This window comes from Novosphingobium sp., from assembly GCF_027489515.1.
In the GTDB taxonomy this organism is placed as follows: domain Bacteria; phylum Pseudomonadota; class Alphaproteobacteria; order Sphingomonadales; family Sphingomonadaceae; genus Novosphingobium.
The window spans coordinates 1-15,747 of the sequence record NZ_JAIXZS010000055.1 but is presented as its reverse complement, the minus strand read 5'-3'; the positions used below and the strand labels follow the sequence as shown (position 1 = coordinate 15,747).

The window sequence follows — 15,747 nt, the reverse complement described above, 5'->3', positions numbered from 1 at the left end:
AAGGAGTATGCCGCCCATGGCCGCCACCAGCTGTTCCGCCCTGCTCCTGTTCGGCGCGACCGGCGATCTGTCGCGGCGCATGCTGCTGCCCTCGCTCTACGCGCTGCACGAGGATGGCCTGATCGACCCCACATTGCGCATCGTCGGCACCGCGCGTTCGGTGCATGATGATACCGAATTCCGCGAGATGGCGCGCGCTGCGCTGGAGGAGTTCCTCCCCGCCGATCGCCGCGATGATACCAAGCTCGTAAGCTTCCTCGAGCGCCTCGAATATCAGACTCTCGACGCCTCGAAGCCCGAAGGCTTTGCGGGGCTTGCCGAAAAGCTTGGCGACACCTCGTGCGGCCTTTCGATCTTCCTCTCGACCGCGCCCGCCCTGTTCGAGCCGACCATCGAAGGCCTCCGGCTTGCGGGCCTCGCCCATGAAGGCGTGCGCATCGGCCTGGAAAAGCCGCTCGGCAACGATCTTGCCTCCAGCCGCCGCATCAACGATGCTGTCGCCGCCGGTTTTGCGGAGAAGCAGATCTTCCGCATCGATCACTATCTCGGCAAGGAAACGGTCCAGAACCTCCTCGCGCTGCGTTTTGCCAACATGATGTTCGAGCCGCTGTGGAACAGCGCGGGCATCGATCACGTGCAGATCACCGTCAGCGAAACGGTCGGTCTCGAAGGCCGCAAGGGGTTCTACGACGACACCGGCGCGCTGCGCGACATGGTGCAGAACCACATGCTTCAGCTCGTCGCGCTCACCGCGATGGAGCCCCCGGTCGAGTTCGACGCCACCTCAATCCGCGACGAGAAGGTCAAGGTCCTGCGCGCGCTGCGCCCGGTAAAGGCCGAGGAAATGGTGCGCGGACAATATGGCGCAGGCGCCGTGGGTGGCAGCGCGGTCACCGGTTATCTCGACGATCTTGGCGCGGCTTCCGACACCGAGACTTACGTCGCGATCAAGGCACACGTCGATAACTGGCGCTGGCAGGGCGTGCCGTTCTACTTGCGGCACGGTAAACGCCTTGCCGAGCGGCGCAGCGAGATCGTCGTCCAGTTCAAGGGGGTGCCGCACAACATCTTCTCGCAGCGCGGCGGCAAGCTGGCGGCCAATCGCCTCGTGATCCGCCTCCAGCCCGAGGAGTATGTGCGGCTGCAGGTCATGGCCAAGGAGCCGGGGCTCGACCGGGGCGGCGTGGTGCTGCGCGAAGTGAACCTCGATCTCTCGCTCACCACCGCGTTTGCCAAGGCCCGCCGGCGCATTGCCTATGAACGGCTACTGCTTGATCTGATCGAAGGCGAGCAGACCCTGTTCGTCCGGCGTGATGAGGTCGAGGCCCAGTGGACCTGGGTCGATGCAATCCGCCGCGTCTGGGCCGAAACCAAGATGGAAGTAAGGCCTTATGCCGCTGGCAGCTGGGGGCCAAACGCCGGCATTGCGCTCACCGAGCGCGACGGGCGCAGCTGGCATGACTGACGTCACATGGGCTAACCCGGGCGACGCCGCTGCAGTTGCCGCGCACATTGCCCGCGTGCTCGCAAAGCCCGGGCCCAAGCGGCTCGCGTTCACAGGCGGCTCGACCCCGCTCAAGGTCTTCGCGCTGCTGGCCCAGCAGGATCTGGATTGGACCTGCGCCACCATCGCGCTAACCGACGATCGGCGCGTGCCGGATGATCACCCCGCGAGCAACTTCGGCAAGCTCCACGCTGCGCTTGCTAGAACTGGCGCAGTGTTCGAGCGTCTGGAAGAGGGTGTTCCCGTCGAACCCTTCGATCTCGTCTGGCTCGGCATGGGTGAGGACGGCCATGTCGCCTCGCTCTTCCCGCACATGCACGCGCTGGTGCGGCCCGGCCCGACTGTGATCGCGACGACCCCGATCCCGCTGCCGCCCGAAGCGCCGTTCGACCGGCTCACGCTCAACAAGCGCGCGCTCAAGGCCACGAAAGAGATTATCCTCGTCGTCACCGGCGCGTCCAAGAAGGCGCTAATCGAAACCGGGCTCGCCGGGTCCGACGCCTATCCCGTCTCCGATTTCCTGCGCGGCTACGGACCGCCTGTCACGATCTACTGGAGCGAATGATGCCCCTGAACCCTGTTGTTGCCAAAGTCACCGACCGGATTATCGCCCGCTCGGCGCAGAGCCGCGCTGCCTATCTCGATCTCATCGCCCGTGCCCGCGATGCGGGCGTAAACCGCGATGTGCTCTCCTGCGGCAACCTCGCACACGGCTTTGCGGCGGCGGGCGACGACAAGATTGCACTGCGCACGGGCAAGAGCACCAACATCGGCGTTATCACCGCCTACAACGACATGCTTTCGGCGCATCAGCCCTATGGCCGCTACCCGGAGCAGATCAAGATTTTCGCCCGCGAGGTTGGCGCGACTGCGCAGGTTGCAGGCGGTGTTCCGGCGATGTGTGATGGCGTGACGCAGGGTCAGGCCTCGATGGAGCTTTCGCTGTTCAGCCGCGACAACATCGCAATGGGCACTGCGGTCGGCCTCAGCCACGGCATGTACGAGGCGGCGCTCTTGCTCGGCATCTGCGACAAGATCGTGCCCGGCCTGCTCATCGGCAGCCTACGCTTTGGCCACCTGCCGACGATCCTCGTGCCCGCGGGCCAGATGCAGACGGGCCTCGCCAACAAGGAAAAGCAGCGCATCCGCCAGCTCTATGCCGAAGGCAAGGCGACGCGGGAGGAACTCCTCGAAAGCGAAAGTGCAAGCTACCACAGCGCCGGCACGTGCACCTTCTATGGCACCGCCAATTCCAACCAGATGATGATGGAAATGATGGGGCTTCACATGCCCGGCGCCAGCTTTGTCAATCCCGGAACCAAGCTGCGCCAGGAACTGACCCGCGCCGCCGTCCATCGCGTTACGCAGATCACCTGGGATGGCGATGATTACCGCCCGCTTGGCCACTGTGTCGATGAAAAGGCGATCGTCAACGCCATCGTCGGCTTGCTCGCCACCGGCGGCTCAACCAACCACGTCATCCATCTCCCCGCCATCGCGCGCGCTGCCGGTGTACAGATCGACTGGGACGACATGGATGAGCTCTCCCGCGCCGTCCCGCTCATCGCGAGCATCTATCCCAACGGCTCGGGCGACGTGAACGGCTTCGCGGACGCGGGCGGCATGCCCTACGTGATCCGCGAATTGGTCGAGGCGGGCCTTGCCCATGGCGATATCCGCACGGTCTACGGCACATCTCTGCTCGATGGCGCGCAGCAGCCCGTTCTGGACGGCGATGCGCTGCGCTGGAACCCTGCGCCCCGCGAAAGCCTGAACCCCGCGATGCTGCGCCCGGTGGCCGAACCGTTCCAGCCCGAGGGCGGCTTGCGCCTGGTCCATGGCAACCTTGGCCGCGGCACGATAAAGGTGAGTGCGGTCGATCGCAGCCGCTGGACGATCGAGGCGCCGTGCCGCGTGTTCTCCGATCAGAACGATGTGCTGAAAGCGTTCAAGGCGGGCGAACTCGAACGCGATGTCGTCGTCGTCGTGCGCTTCCAGGGGCCAGCTGCCAACGGCATGCCCGAACTGCACAAGCTGACCCCTTCGCTTGGCGTCCTGCAAGACCGCGGTTTTCGCGTTGCGCTCGTCACCGACGGGCGCATGTCGGGCGCCTCGGGCAAGGTTCCTGCGGCCATCCACGTCTCGCCGGAAGCCAAGAAGGGCGGCGCGCTCGCGCTGCTCAAGGATGGCGATGTGGTGCGCGTCTGCGCCGAGAGCGGCGAACTCGTGGCACTGGTGGACGAGGCGGAATGGGCTAGCCGTACTCCGGCGCAGGCACCGGAAGAGGCGGTCGGCGTCGGCCGCGAACTCTTCGCCATGATGCGCCAATTTGCCGACCCAGCCGAACGCGGCGGCTCGGCAATGCTGGCGCTCGGCGGGCTTTGAGGCATAAGCAGGCGTTGCCATAGAGCAGCGCACGAGGGGGGAGAGAGGCATGCAACTTGTCGCGGTCGATATCGGCGGAACACACGCCCGCTTTGCGCTGGCCGAGGTAGAGGCCGGGCGTGTCGTCTCGCTGGGCGAGGCCGTAACGCTCAAGACTGCCGATCACCCGAGTTTCCAGCTCGCATGGGAAGAGTTTGCTCGTCTCTCCGGGGGGACGCTGCCCGCTGCCGTTGCGATTGCCGTGGCAGGGCCGGTCGGCGGCGAGATCATTCGCTTCACGAACAACCCCTGGATCATTCGTCCTGCGCTGATCCCCGAGAAGCTCGGCGCGCCGGACTATGTTGTCGTCAACGACTTTGCTGCCGTGGCGCATGCGGTCGCGCAGGCGGACGATGCGCACTTCCTGCACCTTTGCGGACCCGAAGTGCCGTTGCCGGAAGAAGGCACGATCAGCGTTGTCGGGCCCGGTACCGGACTCGGTGTCGCGCAGCTCTGGCGCCAGCGCGGCACCTATCATGTCCAGCCCACCGAGGGCGGCCACATTGATTACGCCCCGCTCGACAAGATCGAGGACGCCATCCTTGCGCGCTTGCGCGGGCGGCACCGCCGCGTTTCGGCCGAGCGCGTGGTAGCGGGGCCCGGGATCGTCGATATCTACGAGACCCTAGCCAGCATAAAAGGCCGCGCGATTACCTCGCTTACCGACAAGGAGCTCTGGGCGCTCGGCACCAGCGGCGAGGACAGCCTCGCTGCTGCTGCGGTCGACCGCTTCTGTCTCTCGCTCGGCAGCGTGGCGGGCGATCTCGCACTCGCACATGGAGCCGGCGCGCTTGTCATGGCGGGCGGGCTGGGCCTGCGTATCAAGGATACACTCGTGCGCTCAGGCTTTGCCGAACGTTTCACCTCGAAGGGCCGGTTCGAAAGCCTCATGGCGGCGATGCCGGTCAAGCTGATCACCCACCCGCAGCCCGGCCTGTTCGGCGCGGCGGCGGCCTTCGCGCAGGCGCATTCCTGACACCTGGGCTGAACCTTGGCGCTTTTGTGAGGACCGGCTGAACCGGCTTGCCAAGCCCGCATCGCTGGCTTAGCCATGCCCTTAACCGAGCGATTAAGGGAAAGAGCGATGTCCTACGAAACGATCCGCGTCGAAAATGTCGGCCTTGTCCGCCGCATCGTGCTCAACCGGCCGGAGCGGCTCAATGCCTGCCCGCCCAACATGGCGGTCGAGATCGGCGATGCGCTCTATGACCTTGAAGGCGCGCGCGCCGTCGTCATCACGGGTGAGGGCCGGGCGTTCTGCTCGGGCGCCGATCTCGCCGCGACCGGAAAGCGCAGCGTTGCTGGCGGCGCGGGCAGCTACAAGGCGCTGACCGAGCATTACAACCCGATGATCGCCAAGCTCTCTCGCCTCGGCGTGCCGCTGGTCACTGCGGTCAACGGCCCCGCCGCTGGCGTTGGCTGCTCGATCGCGCTGATGGGCGATTTCGTGCTTGCGGCGAAGAGCGCCTATTTCCTGCAGGCTTTCGTCAACATCGGCCTCGTGCCTGATGGCGGCGCCAGCTGGGTGCTGCCGCGCCTCATCGGTAAGTCGCGCGCGCTGCAGATGATGATGCTGGGCGAACGCGTCGGCGCCGAAAAGGCCGAGGAATGGGGTATGATCTACAAGGCGGTCGACGACGCGGCACTTGCCGGGGAAGCCATGGCGCTGGCCGAACGCCTCGCCAACGGCCCGACCGTTGCGCTCGGCGTGATGCGCCAGAATGTCGCCCGCGCGCTTGAAACCGATCTCCCTGCCGCGCTACTGATCGAAGCGGAAGGCCAGTGGAAAGCCGGCGATAGCGCCGATGCTGCCGAGGGCATCAAGGCCTTTCTCGAAAAGCGGAAAGCACAGTTTAAGGGCCAATAATGCATCTCGAACACGATCCTGCAGCCCCTGCGGCAGACCTCATCGGCTTTGACGATTTCCTCAAGGTTGATATCCGAATGGGCACGATCGTGAGTGCGGAACCCTATCCCGAAGCGCGCAAGCCCAGCCTAAAACTGGCGATCGACTTCGGGGAGGGCATCGGCGTGAAGCGTTCGAGCGCACAGATTGCCGCGCTCTACTCGCCCGACGAACTCGTCGGCCGGCAGGTCGCGGCGGTGGTCAATTTCCCACCGCGCCAGATCGGGAAGTTCATGTCCGAAGTGCTGACGGTCGGCTTTCCCGACGAGGAGGGCCGCGTCGTGCTCTTCGCGCCGGATGGCAAGGTGCCCAACGGCGCCCGCCTGTTCTGAACGGCATGGCCGGCCCGACCATCTGGACCATTGGCTATGAGCAGGCGACTGTAGCAGGGGTGATGGCCGCGCTTTCCCGCGCGGGCGTTGAGGTGCTCGCCGATGTGCGGGCACTGCCGCTCTCCCGGCGGCCGGGTTTCTCCAAGACCGCGCTTGCCGGCGCTGCGAAGGAGGCTGGGATCGAGTATCGCCACTTCAAGGAGCTGGGCACGCCGGCGGATGGCCGGGCGGCGGCGCGGCGCGGCGATCACACGGCCCTTTCCGCCATTTACGCAGCTCAACTGGAATTGCCCGAGGCCATGGCTGCTGGTGCGGTGCTTGCCGGACTGGCGTGCGAGCGCAAGGTCGCGCTGCTGTGCTACGAGCGCGCTGCGGCAGAATGCCATCGCACCTTGCTGCGTGAGGCTGTGCTGCCGGGCTTCGAAGCGGTCGATCTGCTGCCGGACGACCCGGCTTAGCCGCGCGTCAGCTCTGCATCGAGGAAAGTGGCCACATCGGCGAGATCGACGTCCTTCGCCAGAAACGTCTGCCCGATCCCTCGCATCAGCAGGAAGGGCAGGGTGCCTGCATCCATCTTCTTGTCATGGAGCATATGCGCCTTGAGCCGCGCGCCATCGCAGGCGAGACCCAGTGCGGCTAGCGATGAGGGCAGCCCGGCCGCACCGATATGCGCCGCCACTCGTTCCGCATCCTGCCCGTTCATCAGGCCGATCCGCGCCGAATAGCGCGCCGCCAAGACCATGCCTAGCGCGACCCCCTCGCCGTGGAGCAGCCGGTCCGAAAAGCCCGTCTCGGCCTCCAGCGCATGGCCGAAGGTATGGCCGAGGTTGAGCAGCGCGCGCACGCCCAGCGTTTCCTTCTCGTCCGCCGCGACGATCCGCGCCTTGGCCGCAACGCTCTTTGCAATCGCATGCTCACGCGCCTTGGCATCGCCAGCCAGCAGTGCCGGGCCATTGGCCTCGCACCAGTGGAAGAACTCGGCATCGTCGATCAGGCCGTACTTCACGACCTCGGCATAACCTGCGCGCGTCTCGCGTGGCGGCAGCGTATCGAGCGCCAGCGGATCGGCCAGCACCAGCACCGGCTGATGGAACGCACCCACAAGGTTCTTGCCTGCCGCGGTGTTGATTGCTGTCTTCCCGCCCACGCTCGAATCGACCTGCGCAAGGAGCGTCGTGGGCATCTGGATAAACCCGCAGCCGCGCTTGACCATCGAGGCGGCAAAGCCCGTCAGGTCGCCGATCACCCCGCCGCCAAGCGCGATGACGCTGTCCTTGCGTTCGACTCCCTGTTCGAGCAGCCAGTCAGCCGTGCGGGCGAGGTATTCCCAGCTCTTCGTCGTCTCGCCCGCCGGCAATACCAGCCACTCGCTGGCGATCCCTTCGGCAAGGAGCGAGCCCGCGACCGTCTCGCGCCAGGCGGCCGCGACGCGCTCGTCTGTCACCACCGCCACCTTGCCGCCGCGAATGAACGGCCGGCAGTTCCGGCCCGCGGCCGCCAGCAATCCGGTCTCGATCCGCACCTCATAGGGCGCACCGGCGATGTTGACGGGGATCACAGCCATGCGTCAATTGCCTTCAGGATGGTGAGCGCGGTCGCCTGGTGAGGCTGGTTGCCGCTTTTCACGTGGATCGGCGCCTCGGCATAGGCGGGGCCGCGTTCGGCCTTGAGCTTGGCCAGAATCTCCCGCGGGTTGCCGTTCTTCAGTAGCGGGCGATTGCCTTTGCGCCCCACGCGCGCGACCAGCGTATCGACATCGCTGTCAAGCCAGACCGCTATTGCGCGGCGCAGGATGAGCGCCCGCGTCTCCGGATCGACGAAGGCGCCGCCGCCTGTGGCGAGCACGCGGCGCACCGGCACGCCATCTTCGCCCACAAGCCTTGCGATCACGCGGCGCTCGCCGCCGCGGAAATAGGGTTCGCCAAACTGCGCAAAGATCTCCGGGATCGACATCTGCGCCGCTTTCTCGATCTCCTCGTCGGCGTCGCAGAAGGGCACGTTCAGCATCGCGGCAATCCGGCGGCCGACCGTTGTCTTGCCAACACCCATCATGCCTACCAGCACGATCGGCCGGTCAAGCCGGGCGGCGAGCCGCTGGATCGCAGCCGCTGAAAAGGCGTGTTCGTCGTGCTCCATTGCCGCGCCGCCTATAGTTGCGCTAGGGGCGAGTGCAAGGGTTGAGCAGGGATCGTACAAGAGCCGTCGCCGCACGGCAGGAACGGCCGCGGGAGCGTTTTGGTGAAAGCTCGAATTCTGGCCCGTTATCGCATTGGGATTGTGGGCGTCCTCTTGTTGTTGGTGGTGGTGGCGATATTGGCTTTCGCATGGATCATGGGGGATACACAGCCAACCCGCTGGATCGAGATGCCCGTGGCAGCCCCGAGCGCACAGGCGGGTTCATGAGACGCGTGCACCTGCGCCTTGCCTTGCTGGCATGCGCTGCGGCTGGCGCGCTCTCGGCGCTTGCCGTTACCGCGCAAGAGTCGTTGCTGCCGCCGGGCTTCGACGACAAGCCGGCCGCACCTGTGCGCAAGCCGCAGGCGCCTCCGCGGCCGGCGGCTTCGAGTACCCCAGCACCGACGCGGCCTGGCGCCGCTGCCGTTGTCAACGTGCAGCGCCCGGCCTCTTCACCCACTGCGCAAGCGGTTGCGGTGCCGACGGTGCAGCCGCTCCCCGGCACGCCTGCAACCGCACCAGTTGCCGCAGCGCCGGTTGCTGTCGCCAATGGCCTTGGCGATATCGACCCCGCGCTAATCGACCAGCTCATCGCCAGCGCCAAGCCGCGCGCCGACATACCCCCGCAGGCACAGCGCAGCCTCTCGCGCGTAGGCTTCTTCGATCAGGCAGACGGTGGTTTCCCGGCGGTCTCCAGCCACTACCTCAACGGCCCGTTCGTTGCGGGGCTCCTGTCCAGCATACGCGGCGATCTCGTCTCGCGATGGGGGCACATCTTGCTGCGCCGGGCGCTTGCAAGCCGCCTTGACACCCCCGTAGGCATGAACGGTGCGGATTGGGCGGCGCTGCGCGCGGAGGTGCTGCTGCGCATGGGCGAAGCCGACGCCGCGCGCGCCATGGTGCAGGAAGTTGACAGCGGCTTCTACACGAAGACCCTGGAAAACGCGGCGATGGGGAGCTTCCTCGCTACCGCCGATCCGGTCGGCCTTTGCCCGATTACCGCACTCACTGCCGCCGGGCGCTCGGGACCGGACTGGACGCTTGCGAAGGCAATCTGCACGGCCTTCACAGGCGGAGAGGGCGCGCCTGCGCTTGCCGTGCTCGACAACGCGATGCGCAAGGGCGTCGCTGCGAAGATCGACATTCTGCTGGCCCAGAAGTTCGCCGGAGCGGCCAGTCAAGGGCACCGCGCAGTCAAGATCGAATGGACCGGGGTGGGCAATCTTACCCCGTGGCGCACCGGCCTAGCGCTTGCCACCGGGCTCGAACCCCCCGAGGCGCTGCGCAAGCAAGCGGGCGCGGCCTATGCAGTGCTCGCAGTGCGAGCGCCGATGCTCCCGCTCGCCGCCCGCGCCGAAGCTGCCGATGTGGCAGCCGAGCGCGGCATCCTGTCCGCGACGGCGATGGTCGATCTCTACAGCGAGATCCACGCGCTCGATGAGCCGGACGGAACCTGGGGGCCGCTCGCTGATACGCTGCGCAGCGCCTATCTGGCTGCCGAAGTGGCGGATCGGCTTTCTGCGATCCGCAGCCTGTGGGGCGATGGCAGCGATCCTGACCGCGCCTATTCGCGGCTTGTCCTCACCGCTTATGCCGCCGCGCGGATCACGCCGAGTGCCGATCTCTCCGGAGACGCCAAGGGCCTGATTGCCTCGATGCTCACCGCCGGGCTCGATCGCAACGCTGCCCGCTGGGCGAGCGTGGTGCCGGCCGGTAGCGAGGCCTGGGGGCTGATCGCGCTTGCTGCGCCCGCCAAGTCCACCGCAATCAGCGCCGACACACTGGGCACATTCCAGTCAGGCGATACCAGTACGGGTGGCCTGCGCTCGCGCTTCCTTCTCGCCGGGCTCATGGGGCTTGGCCGCGTCGATCCCGCAACTGCACGCCGCGTTTCCGATGATCTCAAGCTCGATCTCGCGCGCGAAACGCGCTGGACTCGCGCCATCGATGCCGCCGCCGCCTCGGAGAACCCGGTGCTCGTCGCCCTGCTGGCGGGGTTTGGCATGCAGGGCAGCGGGTGGGACAAGATGACCCCGCTGCACCTCTACCACATCGTCGCCGCGCTGCGCCGTGCAGGGCTTGAAGGCGAGGCGCGGATGATTGCAGCGGAGGCCGTGGCGCGGGTCTGACGGGCATGGCGCCAGCGGCTGTCCTTGATGATCCGATTGCTGCATTCCTGGCCATGCTTGCCGCTGAGCGGGGGGCTGCAGCCAACACGCTGGCGGCCTATGGCCGTGATTTGCGTGCCGCGCGCGAAGAGATCGGCGATCTGGTCAAGGCAGACAGCGAGGCTATCGCCCGCCTTACCGAAGTCTGGCGCGAGCTTGCGCCCTCGAGCCTCGCGCGCAAGGCGTCTGCGCTGCGCCAGTTCTATGGCTTTCTGGCCGATGAAGGGCTGCGCAGCGACGATCCCTCCGCCGCGCTGCCGCGCCCGCGCATTCGCCGCCCGTTGCCGCGCCTGCTTGGCCACGGGGAGATTGCTGCGCTGTTCGCGCTGGCGGAGAGCGAGGCCGAAGCGGGGGAGGGCGCCCGCATGCTTGCACTGCTTGAACTGCTTTATGGCTCGGGCCTGCGCGCCACCGAACTCGTCTCGCTACCGCTGGCCGCTGTTCCGCGTGATGCGCCGTTCCTGATGATCACCGGCAAGGGCGGCCAGCAGCGCATGGTGCCTGTGAGCGCGCGGGCGAGCGCTGCGCTCTCCGCCTGGCTCAACTTGCGCCCGAAAGGCGGGCGCTGGGTGTTTCCCAGCCCACGCGGCGGGCACTTGACGCGGGTGCGGCTCTTTCAGCTGCTGCGCGATCTGGCATTGCGCGCCGGACTCGACCCCGAGAAGGTCAGCCCCCATGTCCTGCGCCATGCCTTTGCGACGCATCTGCTCGAGGGAGGTGCGGACCTGCGCGTGCTGCAGACCTTGCTCGGCCATGCCGATATCGCGACGACCCAGATCTACACCCACGTCGATGCCGCGCGGCTTGTCGCGCTCGTGAATGCCCGCCATCCGCTTGGCGACAGGGCGCAAAACCCGGCGCCAGAGGTTGACCTCGCGGCGAGCCAGCCCTAGCGCGGCGCGGATGATTTCCTATCTCGAATTCGAAAAGCCGATCGCCGCGCTGGAGGCGCGCATCGCCGAACTGCGTGAGACCGCCCAGATGCATGGGCAGGGCGGCGCGCTCGACATCACGTCCGAGATCCGCCGCCTCGAGTCCAAGTCTGCCGAGCTGCTCGCCAGCACCTACCGCTCGCTGACGCCGTGGCAGAAGACGCAAGTCGCCCGCCATCCCGCGCGCCCGCATTTCCGCGACTATGTGAGCAAGGCCTTCACCGATTTCATGCCGCTGGGTGGTGACCGCAAGTTCGGCGAAGACCACGCGATCGTCGGCGGGTTCGCAACGCTCGAAGGGCGCGCGGTCATGCTGATCGGTCATGAGAAGGGCCACGATACGCAGAGCCGCATCCGCCACAACTTCGGCATGGGCAAGCCCGAGGGGTACCGCAAGGCTGTGCGCCTGATGGAAATGGCAAGCCGTTATGGCCTGCCGGTCGTCACGCTCGTTGATACGTCGGGCGCGTTCCCGGGCGTCGAGGCAGAAGAGCGCGGGCAGGCCGAGGCGATTGCACGCAGCACAGAAGCCTGCCTTGCGCTCGGCGTGCCAATGGTTGCCGCGATCGTGGGCGAGGGCGGCTCGGGCGGCGCGGTTGCGCTCGCCAGCGCCGAACGCGTGCTGATGTTCGAACATGCGGTTTACTCGGTGATTTCGCCCGAAGGCTGTGCCTCAATTCTCTGGCGCACCGCCGAAAAGGCGCCTGAAGCCGCCGAGGCCATGCGCATGACTGCGCAGGACCTGCTTGCGCTCGGGGTCATCGATCGCATCGTGCCCGAACCCGTCGGCGGCGCGCACCGCGATGGTGCAGGCGCTGCGGTCGCGCTGGGCAAGGCAATCGCGGAGGAACTTTCGGCCCTTGCCGGGAAGCCCGCCGATACACTTCGCGCGCTGCGCGCTGAGCGGTTTCTGCGCATCGGCGCCTGATCGCTTATTGCCCCTAACGGACCAAATGCCCTCTGGCCTTGCCGCCACCGGCTTGGCTAGAGTGTCGTCACGTTACTGTCGGTGCCGGGCCTGATGCCCAGTGGATGGCAGGAATAGGGGAGAGACCATGACCAATCGCCCGTTTCGCGCTGTCCTGCTTGCTGCCGGTGCCGGTGCCCTCGTGCTCGCTGGCCCCACCGTGCCGCAGTCTGCTGCGGGCGCACAAGGCACCGTCTCCACGATCAGCGCGGCGGACAAGGCGCAAGGCGCCAAGGCCCATCCGCAGCTCCTCGCGGAATTCGGCGGCGGCGTCACCGGGCCGCAGGCGACCTATGTCGAAGGCGTCGGCAAGACGATCGCGTTCCAGTCCGGCCTCGGCAACGCACGCAGCGATTTCACCGTCACGCTGCTCAATTCGCCCGTGAACAATGCCTTCGCCATCCCTGGCGGCTATGTCTACGTCACGCGCCAGCTCGTGGCGCTGATGAACAATGAGGCAGAACTTGCAGGCGTGCTCGGCCACGAAGTCGGCCATGTCGCCGCGCGCCATTCGCAGAAGCGCGAGAGCGCGGCCACCCGCAACTCGATCCTCGGCGTGCTCGGCTCGGTCCTTGCTGGCGCGGTGCTCGGCAATTCAGCGCTGGGCCAGCTCGGGCAGAAGATTTTCTCGACCGGCAGCCAGCTCCTGACGCTCAGATATTCGCGCGGGCAGGAGACTGAGGCCGATTCGCTCGGCGTCACCTACCTCAAGCGCGCCGGCTATGATCCGCGCGCGATGGGCACTGTGTTGCGCAGCCTTGCCGCGCAGACCGCGCTCGATGCACAGCTTACGGGTACGGCCGACAAGGTGCCGGAATGGGCAAGCACCCACCCCGATCCCGCCTCGCGCGTCTCCAACGCGTTGGCGCTGGCCGGTGCGAACGCGCGGGGCATGACCAATCGCGACACCTTTCTCACCCGCGTCGATGGCATCACCTATGGCGATGATCCGAAGCAAGGCGTGGTCGATGGGCGCAAGTTCATCCATCCCGGCTTCCGGATGAGTTTCCAGGCGCCGCAGGGCTTCTACCTCGTCAATGGTACGCGCTCGGTTTCGATCAGCGGGCAATCGGGGAAGGGCGAACTGGCAACGGCGCCCTATTCGGGCAACCTTGATGCCTATGTCCGCGCAGTCTTCGCGGGTCTCTCGGACCAGCAGCGCATCGCGCCCGATGAAGTCCGCACGACCACGGTGAACGGCATTCCCGCAGCCTATGGCATGACACGCGCCAACACCAGCGAGGGCGCGCGTGACATCATCGTTTTCGCCTACGCTTGGGGGCCGAACCAGGCATTCCACTTCACCACGATCAGCAGCGCAGGACAGGCGAACGCGTTTGATCCGATGTTTTCGTCGATGCGCCGGATAACCATCGGCGAGGCCGGCGCGGTGCGTGCGCGGCGGCTTATGGTGGTGACGGTGAAGAAGGGCGACACGCTGCAGTCGCTCGCGCGCCGCATGGCCTATGACGACCGGCCGCTCGACCGGTTCCTCGTGCTCAACGGACTTGCATCGACGAGCCAACCCGTTCCCGGCTCGAGGGTCAAGCTGATCGTCTATTGATTCAGCGGGCCGGCACGCACGAGAAAGGGGGCACCTGAACCGGCGCCCCCTTTCTCGTTTCAGCGCAGCAGCTATGCCGGCTTAGAACGGACCCTTGCCGTCCTGCGCGTTGCTCATCTTGGTCGAGATCTGGGTGAACGTGTTCGACAGCGAATTGCCCAGCGCCCCCATCGCGACAACTGCGCCAGTGGCGACCAGTGCAGCGATCAGACCATATTCGATGGCGGTTGCGCCGCTCTCGTCGGCCAGGAGTTTGCGGAGAAGGGTCATTACGAAAAATCCTCAAGGGCAGCGGCAAGCGACGCATTGATGAAGCGTGCCGCAACGACACCCTGGTCATCCGGCCAGTGACTGTAAGATTACCCGGCACTTCCTGAGAAATACTTAAGAGGGCGCCGAACAGCTGCGCTATGTGTGATGTGAGGGCTAACCGCGGTGCAGACGCGTCCCGGCGCTGTAAGAATATCCGGCAATCCCCGCGCGCATGCGCCGCAAAAACAAAACGGGGGCGTGGAACACCACACCCCCGCTCTGCGTCAACATGTGCGAATCGCCGCGTGTTAGAACGGACCCTTGCCGTCCTGCGCGTTGTTCATCTTGGTCGAAACCTGCGTGAACGTGTTCGACAGCGAATTGCCGAGCGCGCCCATAGCGGTGATCGCGGCAACCGCAATCAGCGCGGCAATCAGGCCATACTCGATAGCTGTGGCGCCTTCTTCATCCCGAAGCAGCCTGTTGATAAGTGTCATGCGAATGGTCCTCCACCTAGCGGCTCGCACCGCCTCGTGCTCTTTCGCCAACTACGACCCCCCGGCCGCACGAAATTGCGAGTGTCAAATTATCCGGCATTTCCTGATAAATCGTAAAGGTGCCGCCTAACCTAACCTGCCCTGCACAGGTCGCGAGATCGGCGACGGCCCGCAGCAACTCAATCGCGGGCGGACGCAGAGACGCGCCGGATCACTTCTTGGCGTGGGTAAGGTTGCCGTCGATCGTGTTGTACATCAGGAACAACGAGTTCACGAACGCGCTCATCCCGAAAAACATCGTCATTGCGATGACACCGATGAGCAAGCCATACTCGATGGCGGTGGCGCCCGTATTGTCCACCAGTGGTTTGCGGACAAAGTCCAACATCAATCGGATACCCCTGTCCGTGTCTGGGCTTATTCTAGGGTCGTCAGGGCTAACAAAGCATAAATGGAATGCTACGATATGCAAACGCCGCCGACATTGCTGACTGTGGTCGCTCTGGCGCTGTTGGATCGGGCAGGCCGCGTGCTGATGCAGCGCCGTCCGGCGGCGCGGACGCATGGCGGGCTGTGGGAGTTTCCCGGCGGCAAGGTGGAGCCGGGCGAGGGCCCCGCCGCCGCACTGGTGCGCGAGATTGCCGAGGAACTCTCCATCACCATCGACGCGGCCGATCTTGCGCCGCTGACTTTCGCGGCCAGCCCGCATGATGGCACGGCGCGCCCGCTGGTGCTTCTCCTCTACACTTGCCGGCGCTGGCAGGGTGAGCCAGTGCCCGAGCCCGGCGCCGAGTTGCAATGGCTGCAACCTGAAGCGCTCGGGGCGCTTTCGATGCCGCCGCTCGATGAGCCGCTTGCCGCCGCGCTCGTGCGCGACGCAAAAAACCCGCAATAGGGCTTGCCAAGCCCGGAAGGCGGCTATAGAGGCGCGCTTCCACGCACCCGTAGCTCAGCTGGATAGAGCATCAGACTACGAATCTGAGGGTCGGACGTTCGAATCGTTCCGGGTGCGCCATTTCCCCAAAT

General features: G+C 65.9%; 17 protein-coding genes and 1 tRNA gene. 13 read left to right on the top strand and 5 right to left on the bottom strand.

Features of this window, described 5'->3' with window-relative positions; translation table 11 throughout:
* Positions 1-16 precede the first annotated feature (16 nt).
* From zwf to Q0082_RS09620, 7 genes are all read left to right on the top strand, one after another.
* A complete protein-coding gene (zwf, locus tag Q0082_RS09650) occupies positions 17-1,465 on the top strand; it encodes a glucose-6-phosphate dehydrogenase (RefSeq protein WP_298191941.1) in 1,449 nt (482 codons plus the stop codon).
* Complete coding sequence (locus tag Q0082_RS09645; protein ID WP_298191939.1) at positions 1,458-2,069, top strand: 6-phosphogluconolactonase; 612 nt, start codon at positions 1,458-1,460, stop codon at positions 2,067-2,069. Before zwf ends, Q0082_RS09645 begins: the two co-directional genes overlap by 8 nt.
* Positions 2,069-3,889: a phosphogluconate dehydratase gene (edd, locus tag Q0082_RS09640; RefSeq protein WP_298191936.1), complete on the top strand. Its 1,821-nt coding sequence runs from the start codon at positions 2,069-2,071 to the stop codon at positions 3,887-3,889. The genes Q0082_RS09645 and edd overlap by 1 nt, the downstream gene beginning before the upstream one ends.
* A gap of 49 nt (positions 3,890-3,938) precedes the next feature.
* Positions 3,939-4,904, top strand: coding sequence for a glucokinase (locus Q0082_RS09635; RefSeq protein WP_298191934.1), 966 nt, complete (start codon positions 3,939-3,941; stop codon positions 4,902-4,904).
* Positions 4,905-5,012: 108 nt separating this feature from the next.
* Positions 5,013-5,795 carry an enoyl-CoA hydratase-related protein gene (locus tag Q0082_RS09630; RefSeq protein ID WP_298191932.1) on the top strand — a complete coding sequence of 261 codons (783 nt, stop codon included), beginning with the start codon at positions 5,013-5,015 and terminating at the stop codon, positions 5,793-5,795.
* Positions 5,795-6,166 (top strand): tRNA-binding protein, encoded by a 372-nt coding sequence (locus Q0082_RS09625; RefSeq protein WP_298191930.1) that lies wholly within the window; start codon positions 5,795-5,797, stop codon positions 6,164-6,166. The genes Q0082_RS09630 and Q0082_RS09625 overlap by 1 nt, the downstream gene beginning before the upstream one ends.
* A gap of 5 nt (positions 6,167-6,171) precedes the next feature.
* On the top strand, positions 6,172-6,624 hold the full coding sequence (locus Q0082_RS09620) for a DUF488 domain-containing protein (RefSeq protein WP_298191927.1): 453 nt from the start codon (positions 6,172-6,174) through the stop codon (positions 6,622-6,624).
* Here the strand turns inward: Q0082_RS09620 and aroB are convergent.
* Entirely contained in the window at positions 6,621-7,730 is a 1,110-nt protein-coding gene (aroB, locus tag Q0082_RS09615) for a 3-dehydroquinate synthase (protein WP_298191926.1), read from the bottom strand. The genes Q0082_RS09620 and aroB overlap by 4 nt on opposite strands.
* Positions 7,721-8,302: a shikimate kinase gene (locus Q0082_RS09610; protein WP_298191924.1), complete on the bottom strand. Its 582-nt coding sequence runs from the start codon at positions 8,300-8,302 to the stop codon at positions 7,721-7,723. The genes aroB and Q0082_RS09610 overlap by 10 nt, the downstream gene beginning before the upstream one ends.
* A 263-nt stretch (positions 8,303-8,565) precedes the next feature.
* Here Q0082_RS09610 and Q0082_RS09605 point away from each other — a divergent pair, with 263 nt between their 5' ends.
* The 4 genes from Q0082_RS09605 (at position 8,566) to Q0082_RS09590 (ending at position 13,972) form a co-directional block, all read left to right on the top strand.
* Positions 8,566-10,470, top strand: coding sequence for a hypothetical protein (locus Q0082_RS09605; protein WP_298191922.1), 1,905 nt, complete (start codon positions 8,566-8,568; stop codon positions 10,468-10,470).
* A gap of 5 nt (positions 10,471-10,475) precedes the next feature.
* The gene (locus Q0082_RS09600; protein WP_298191921.1) at positions 10,476-11,402 is read left to right on the top strand and encodes a tyrosine recombinase; all 927 of its coding nucleotides are present in this window, start codon (positions 10,476-10,478) and stop codon (positions 11,400-11,402) included.
* A 10-nt stretch (positions 11,403-11,412) separates the two neighbouring features.
* Entirely contained in the window at positions 11,413-12,369 is a 957-nt protein-coding gene (locus Q0082_RS09595) for an acetyl-CoA carboxylase carboxyltransferase subunit alpha (protein ID WP_298191919.1), read from the top strand.
* Positions 12,370-12,496: 127 nt separating this feature from the next.
* A complete protein-coding gene (locus Q0082_RS09590; protein ID WP_298191916.1) occupies positions 12,497-13,972 on the top strand; it encodes a M48 family metalloprotease in 1,476 nt (491 codons plus the stop codon).
* Between the two features lie 81 nt (positions 13,973-14,053).
* On the opposite strand, the gene Q0082_RS09585 is transcribed toward Q0082_RS09590, so the two are convergent.
* The 3 genes from Q0082_RS09585 to Q0082_RS09575 all read right to left on the bottom strand — a co-directional run bounded on the left by Q0082_RS09585 (position 14,054) and on the right by Q0082_RS09575 (position 15,109).
* Entirely contained in the window at positions 14,054-14,242 is a 189-nt protein-coding gene (locus tag Q0082_RS09585; RefSeq protein WP_298191915.1) for a Flp family type IVb pilin, read from the bottom strand.
* Positions 14,243-14,532: 290 nt separating this feature from the next.
* The gene (locus tag Q0082_RS09580) at positions 14,533-14,721 is read right to left on the bottom strand and encodes a Flp family type IVb pilin (RefSeq protein ID WP_298191913.1); all 189 of its coding nucleotides are present in this window, start codon (positions 14,719-14,721) and stop codon (positions 14,533-14,535) included.
* A gap of 211 nt (positions 14,722-14,932) precedes the next feature.
* Positions 14,933-15,109: a Flp family type IVb pilin gene (locus Q0082_RS09575; protein WP_298191911.1), complete on the bottom strand. Its 177-nt coding sequence runs from the start codon at positions 15,107-15,109 to the stop codon at positions 14,933-14,935.
* Between the two features lie 78 nt (positions 15,110-15,187).
* On the opposite strand from Q0082_RS09575, the gene Q0082_RS09570 reads away from it, so the two are divergent.
* Both Q0082_RS09570 and Q0082_RS09565 read left to right on the top strand, forming a co-directional pair.
* The gene (locus Q0082_RS09570; RefSeq protein WP_298191909.1) at positions 15,188-15,616 is read left to right on the top strand and encodes a (deoxy)nucleoside triphosphate pyrophosphohydrolase; all 429 of its coding nucleotides are present in this window, start codon (positions 15,188-15,190) and stop codon (positions 15,614-15,616) included.
* Positions 15,617-15,659: 43 nt separating this feature from the next.
* Positions 15,660-15,736 (top strand) — tRNA-Arg (locus tag Q0082_RS09565).
* Positions 15,737-15,747 lie beyond the last annotated feature (11 nt).

Bases quoted from the DNA above. Each gene is read 5' to 3' on its own strand.
- Q0082_RS09635 (WP_298191934.1), top strand. From the start codon at position 3,939: ATGCAACTTGTCGCGGTCGATATCGGCGGAACACACGCCCGCTTTGCG.
- zwf (WP_298191941.1), top strand. From the start codon at position 17: ATGGCCGCCACCAGCTGTTCCGCCCTGCTCCTGTTCGGCGCGACCGGC.
- Q0082_RS09605 (WP_298191922.1), top strand. From the start codon at position 8,566: ATGAGACGCGTGCACCTGCGCCTTGCCTTGCTGGCATGCGCTGCGGCT.
- Q0082_RS09645 (WP_298191939.1), top strand. From the start codon at position 1,458: ATGACTGACGTCACATGGGCTAACCCGGGCGACGCCGCTGCAGTTGCC.
- edd (WP_298191936.1), top strand. From the start codon at position 2,069: ATGCCCCTGAACCCTGTTGTTGCCAAAGTCACCGACCGGATTATCGCC.
- Q0082_RS09575 (WP_298191911.1), bottom strand. From the start codon at position 15,109: ATGTTGGACTTTGTCCGCAAACCACTGGTGGACAATACGGGCGCCACC.
- Q0082_RS09590 (WP_298191916.1), top strand. From the start codon at position 12,497: ATGACCAATCGCCCGTTTCGCGCTGTCCTGCTTGCTGCCGGTGCCGGT.
- Q0082_RS09585 (WP_298191915.1), bottom strand. From the start codon at position 14,242: ATGACCCTTCTCCGCAAACTCCTGGCCGACGAGAGCGGCGCAACCGCC.
- Q0082_RS09625 (WP_298191930.1), top strand. From the start codon at position 5,795: ATGCATCTCGAACACGATCCTGCAGCCCCTGCGGCAGACCTCATCGGC.
- Q0082_RS09570 (WP_298191909.1), top strand. From the start codon at position 15,188: ATGCAAACGCCGCCGACATTGCTGACTGTGGTCGCTCTGGCGCTGTTG.
- Q0082_RS09600 (WP_298191921.1), top strand. From the start codon at position 10,476: ATGGCGCCAGCGGCTGTCCTTGATGATCCGATTGCTGCATTCCTGGCC.
- aroB (WP_298191926.1), bottom strand. From the start codon at position 7,730: ATGGCTGTGATCCCCGTCAACATCGCCGGTGCGCCCTATGAGGTGCGG.
- Q0082_RS09620 (WP_298191927.1), top strand. From the start codon at position 6,172: ATGGCCGGCCCGACCATCTGGACCATTGGCTATGAGCAGGCGACTGTA.
- Q0082_RS09595 (WP_298191919.1), top strand. From the start codon at position 11,413: ATGATTTCCTATCTCGAATTCGAAAAGCCGATCGCCGCGCTGGAGGCG.
- Q0082_RS09580 (WP_298191913.1), bottom strand. From the start codon at position 14,721: ATGACACTTATCAACAGGCTGCTTCGGGATGAAGAAGGCGCCACAGCT.
- Q0082_RS09630 (WP_298191932.1), top strand. From the start codon at position 5,013: ATGTCCTACGAAACGATCCGCGTCGAAAATGTCGGCCTTGTCCGCCGC.
- Q0082_RS09610 (WP_298191924.1), bottom strand. From the start codon at position 8,302: ATGGAGCACGACGAACACGCCTTTTCAGCGGCTGCGATCCAGCGGCTC.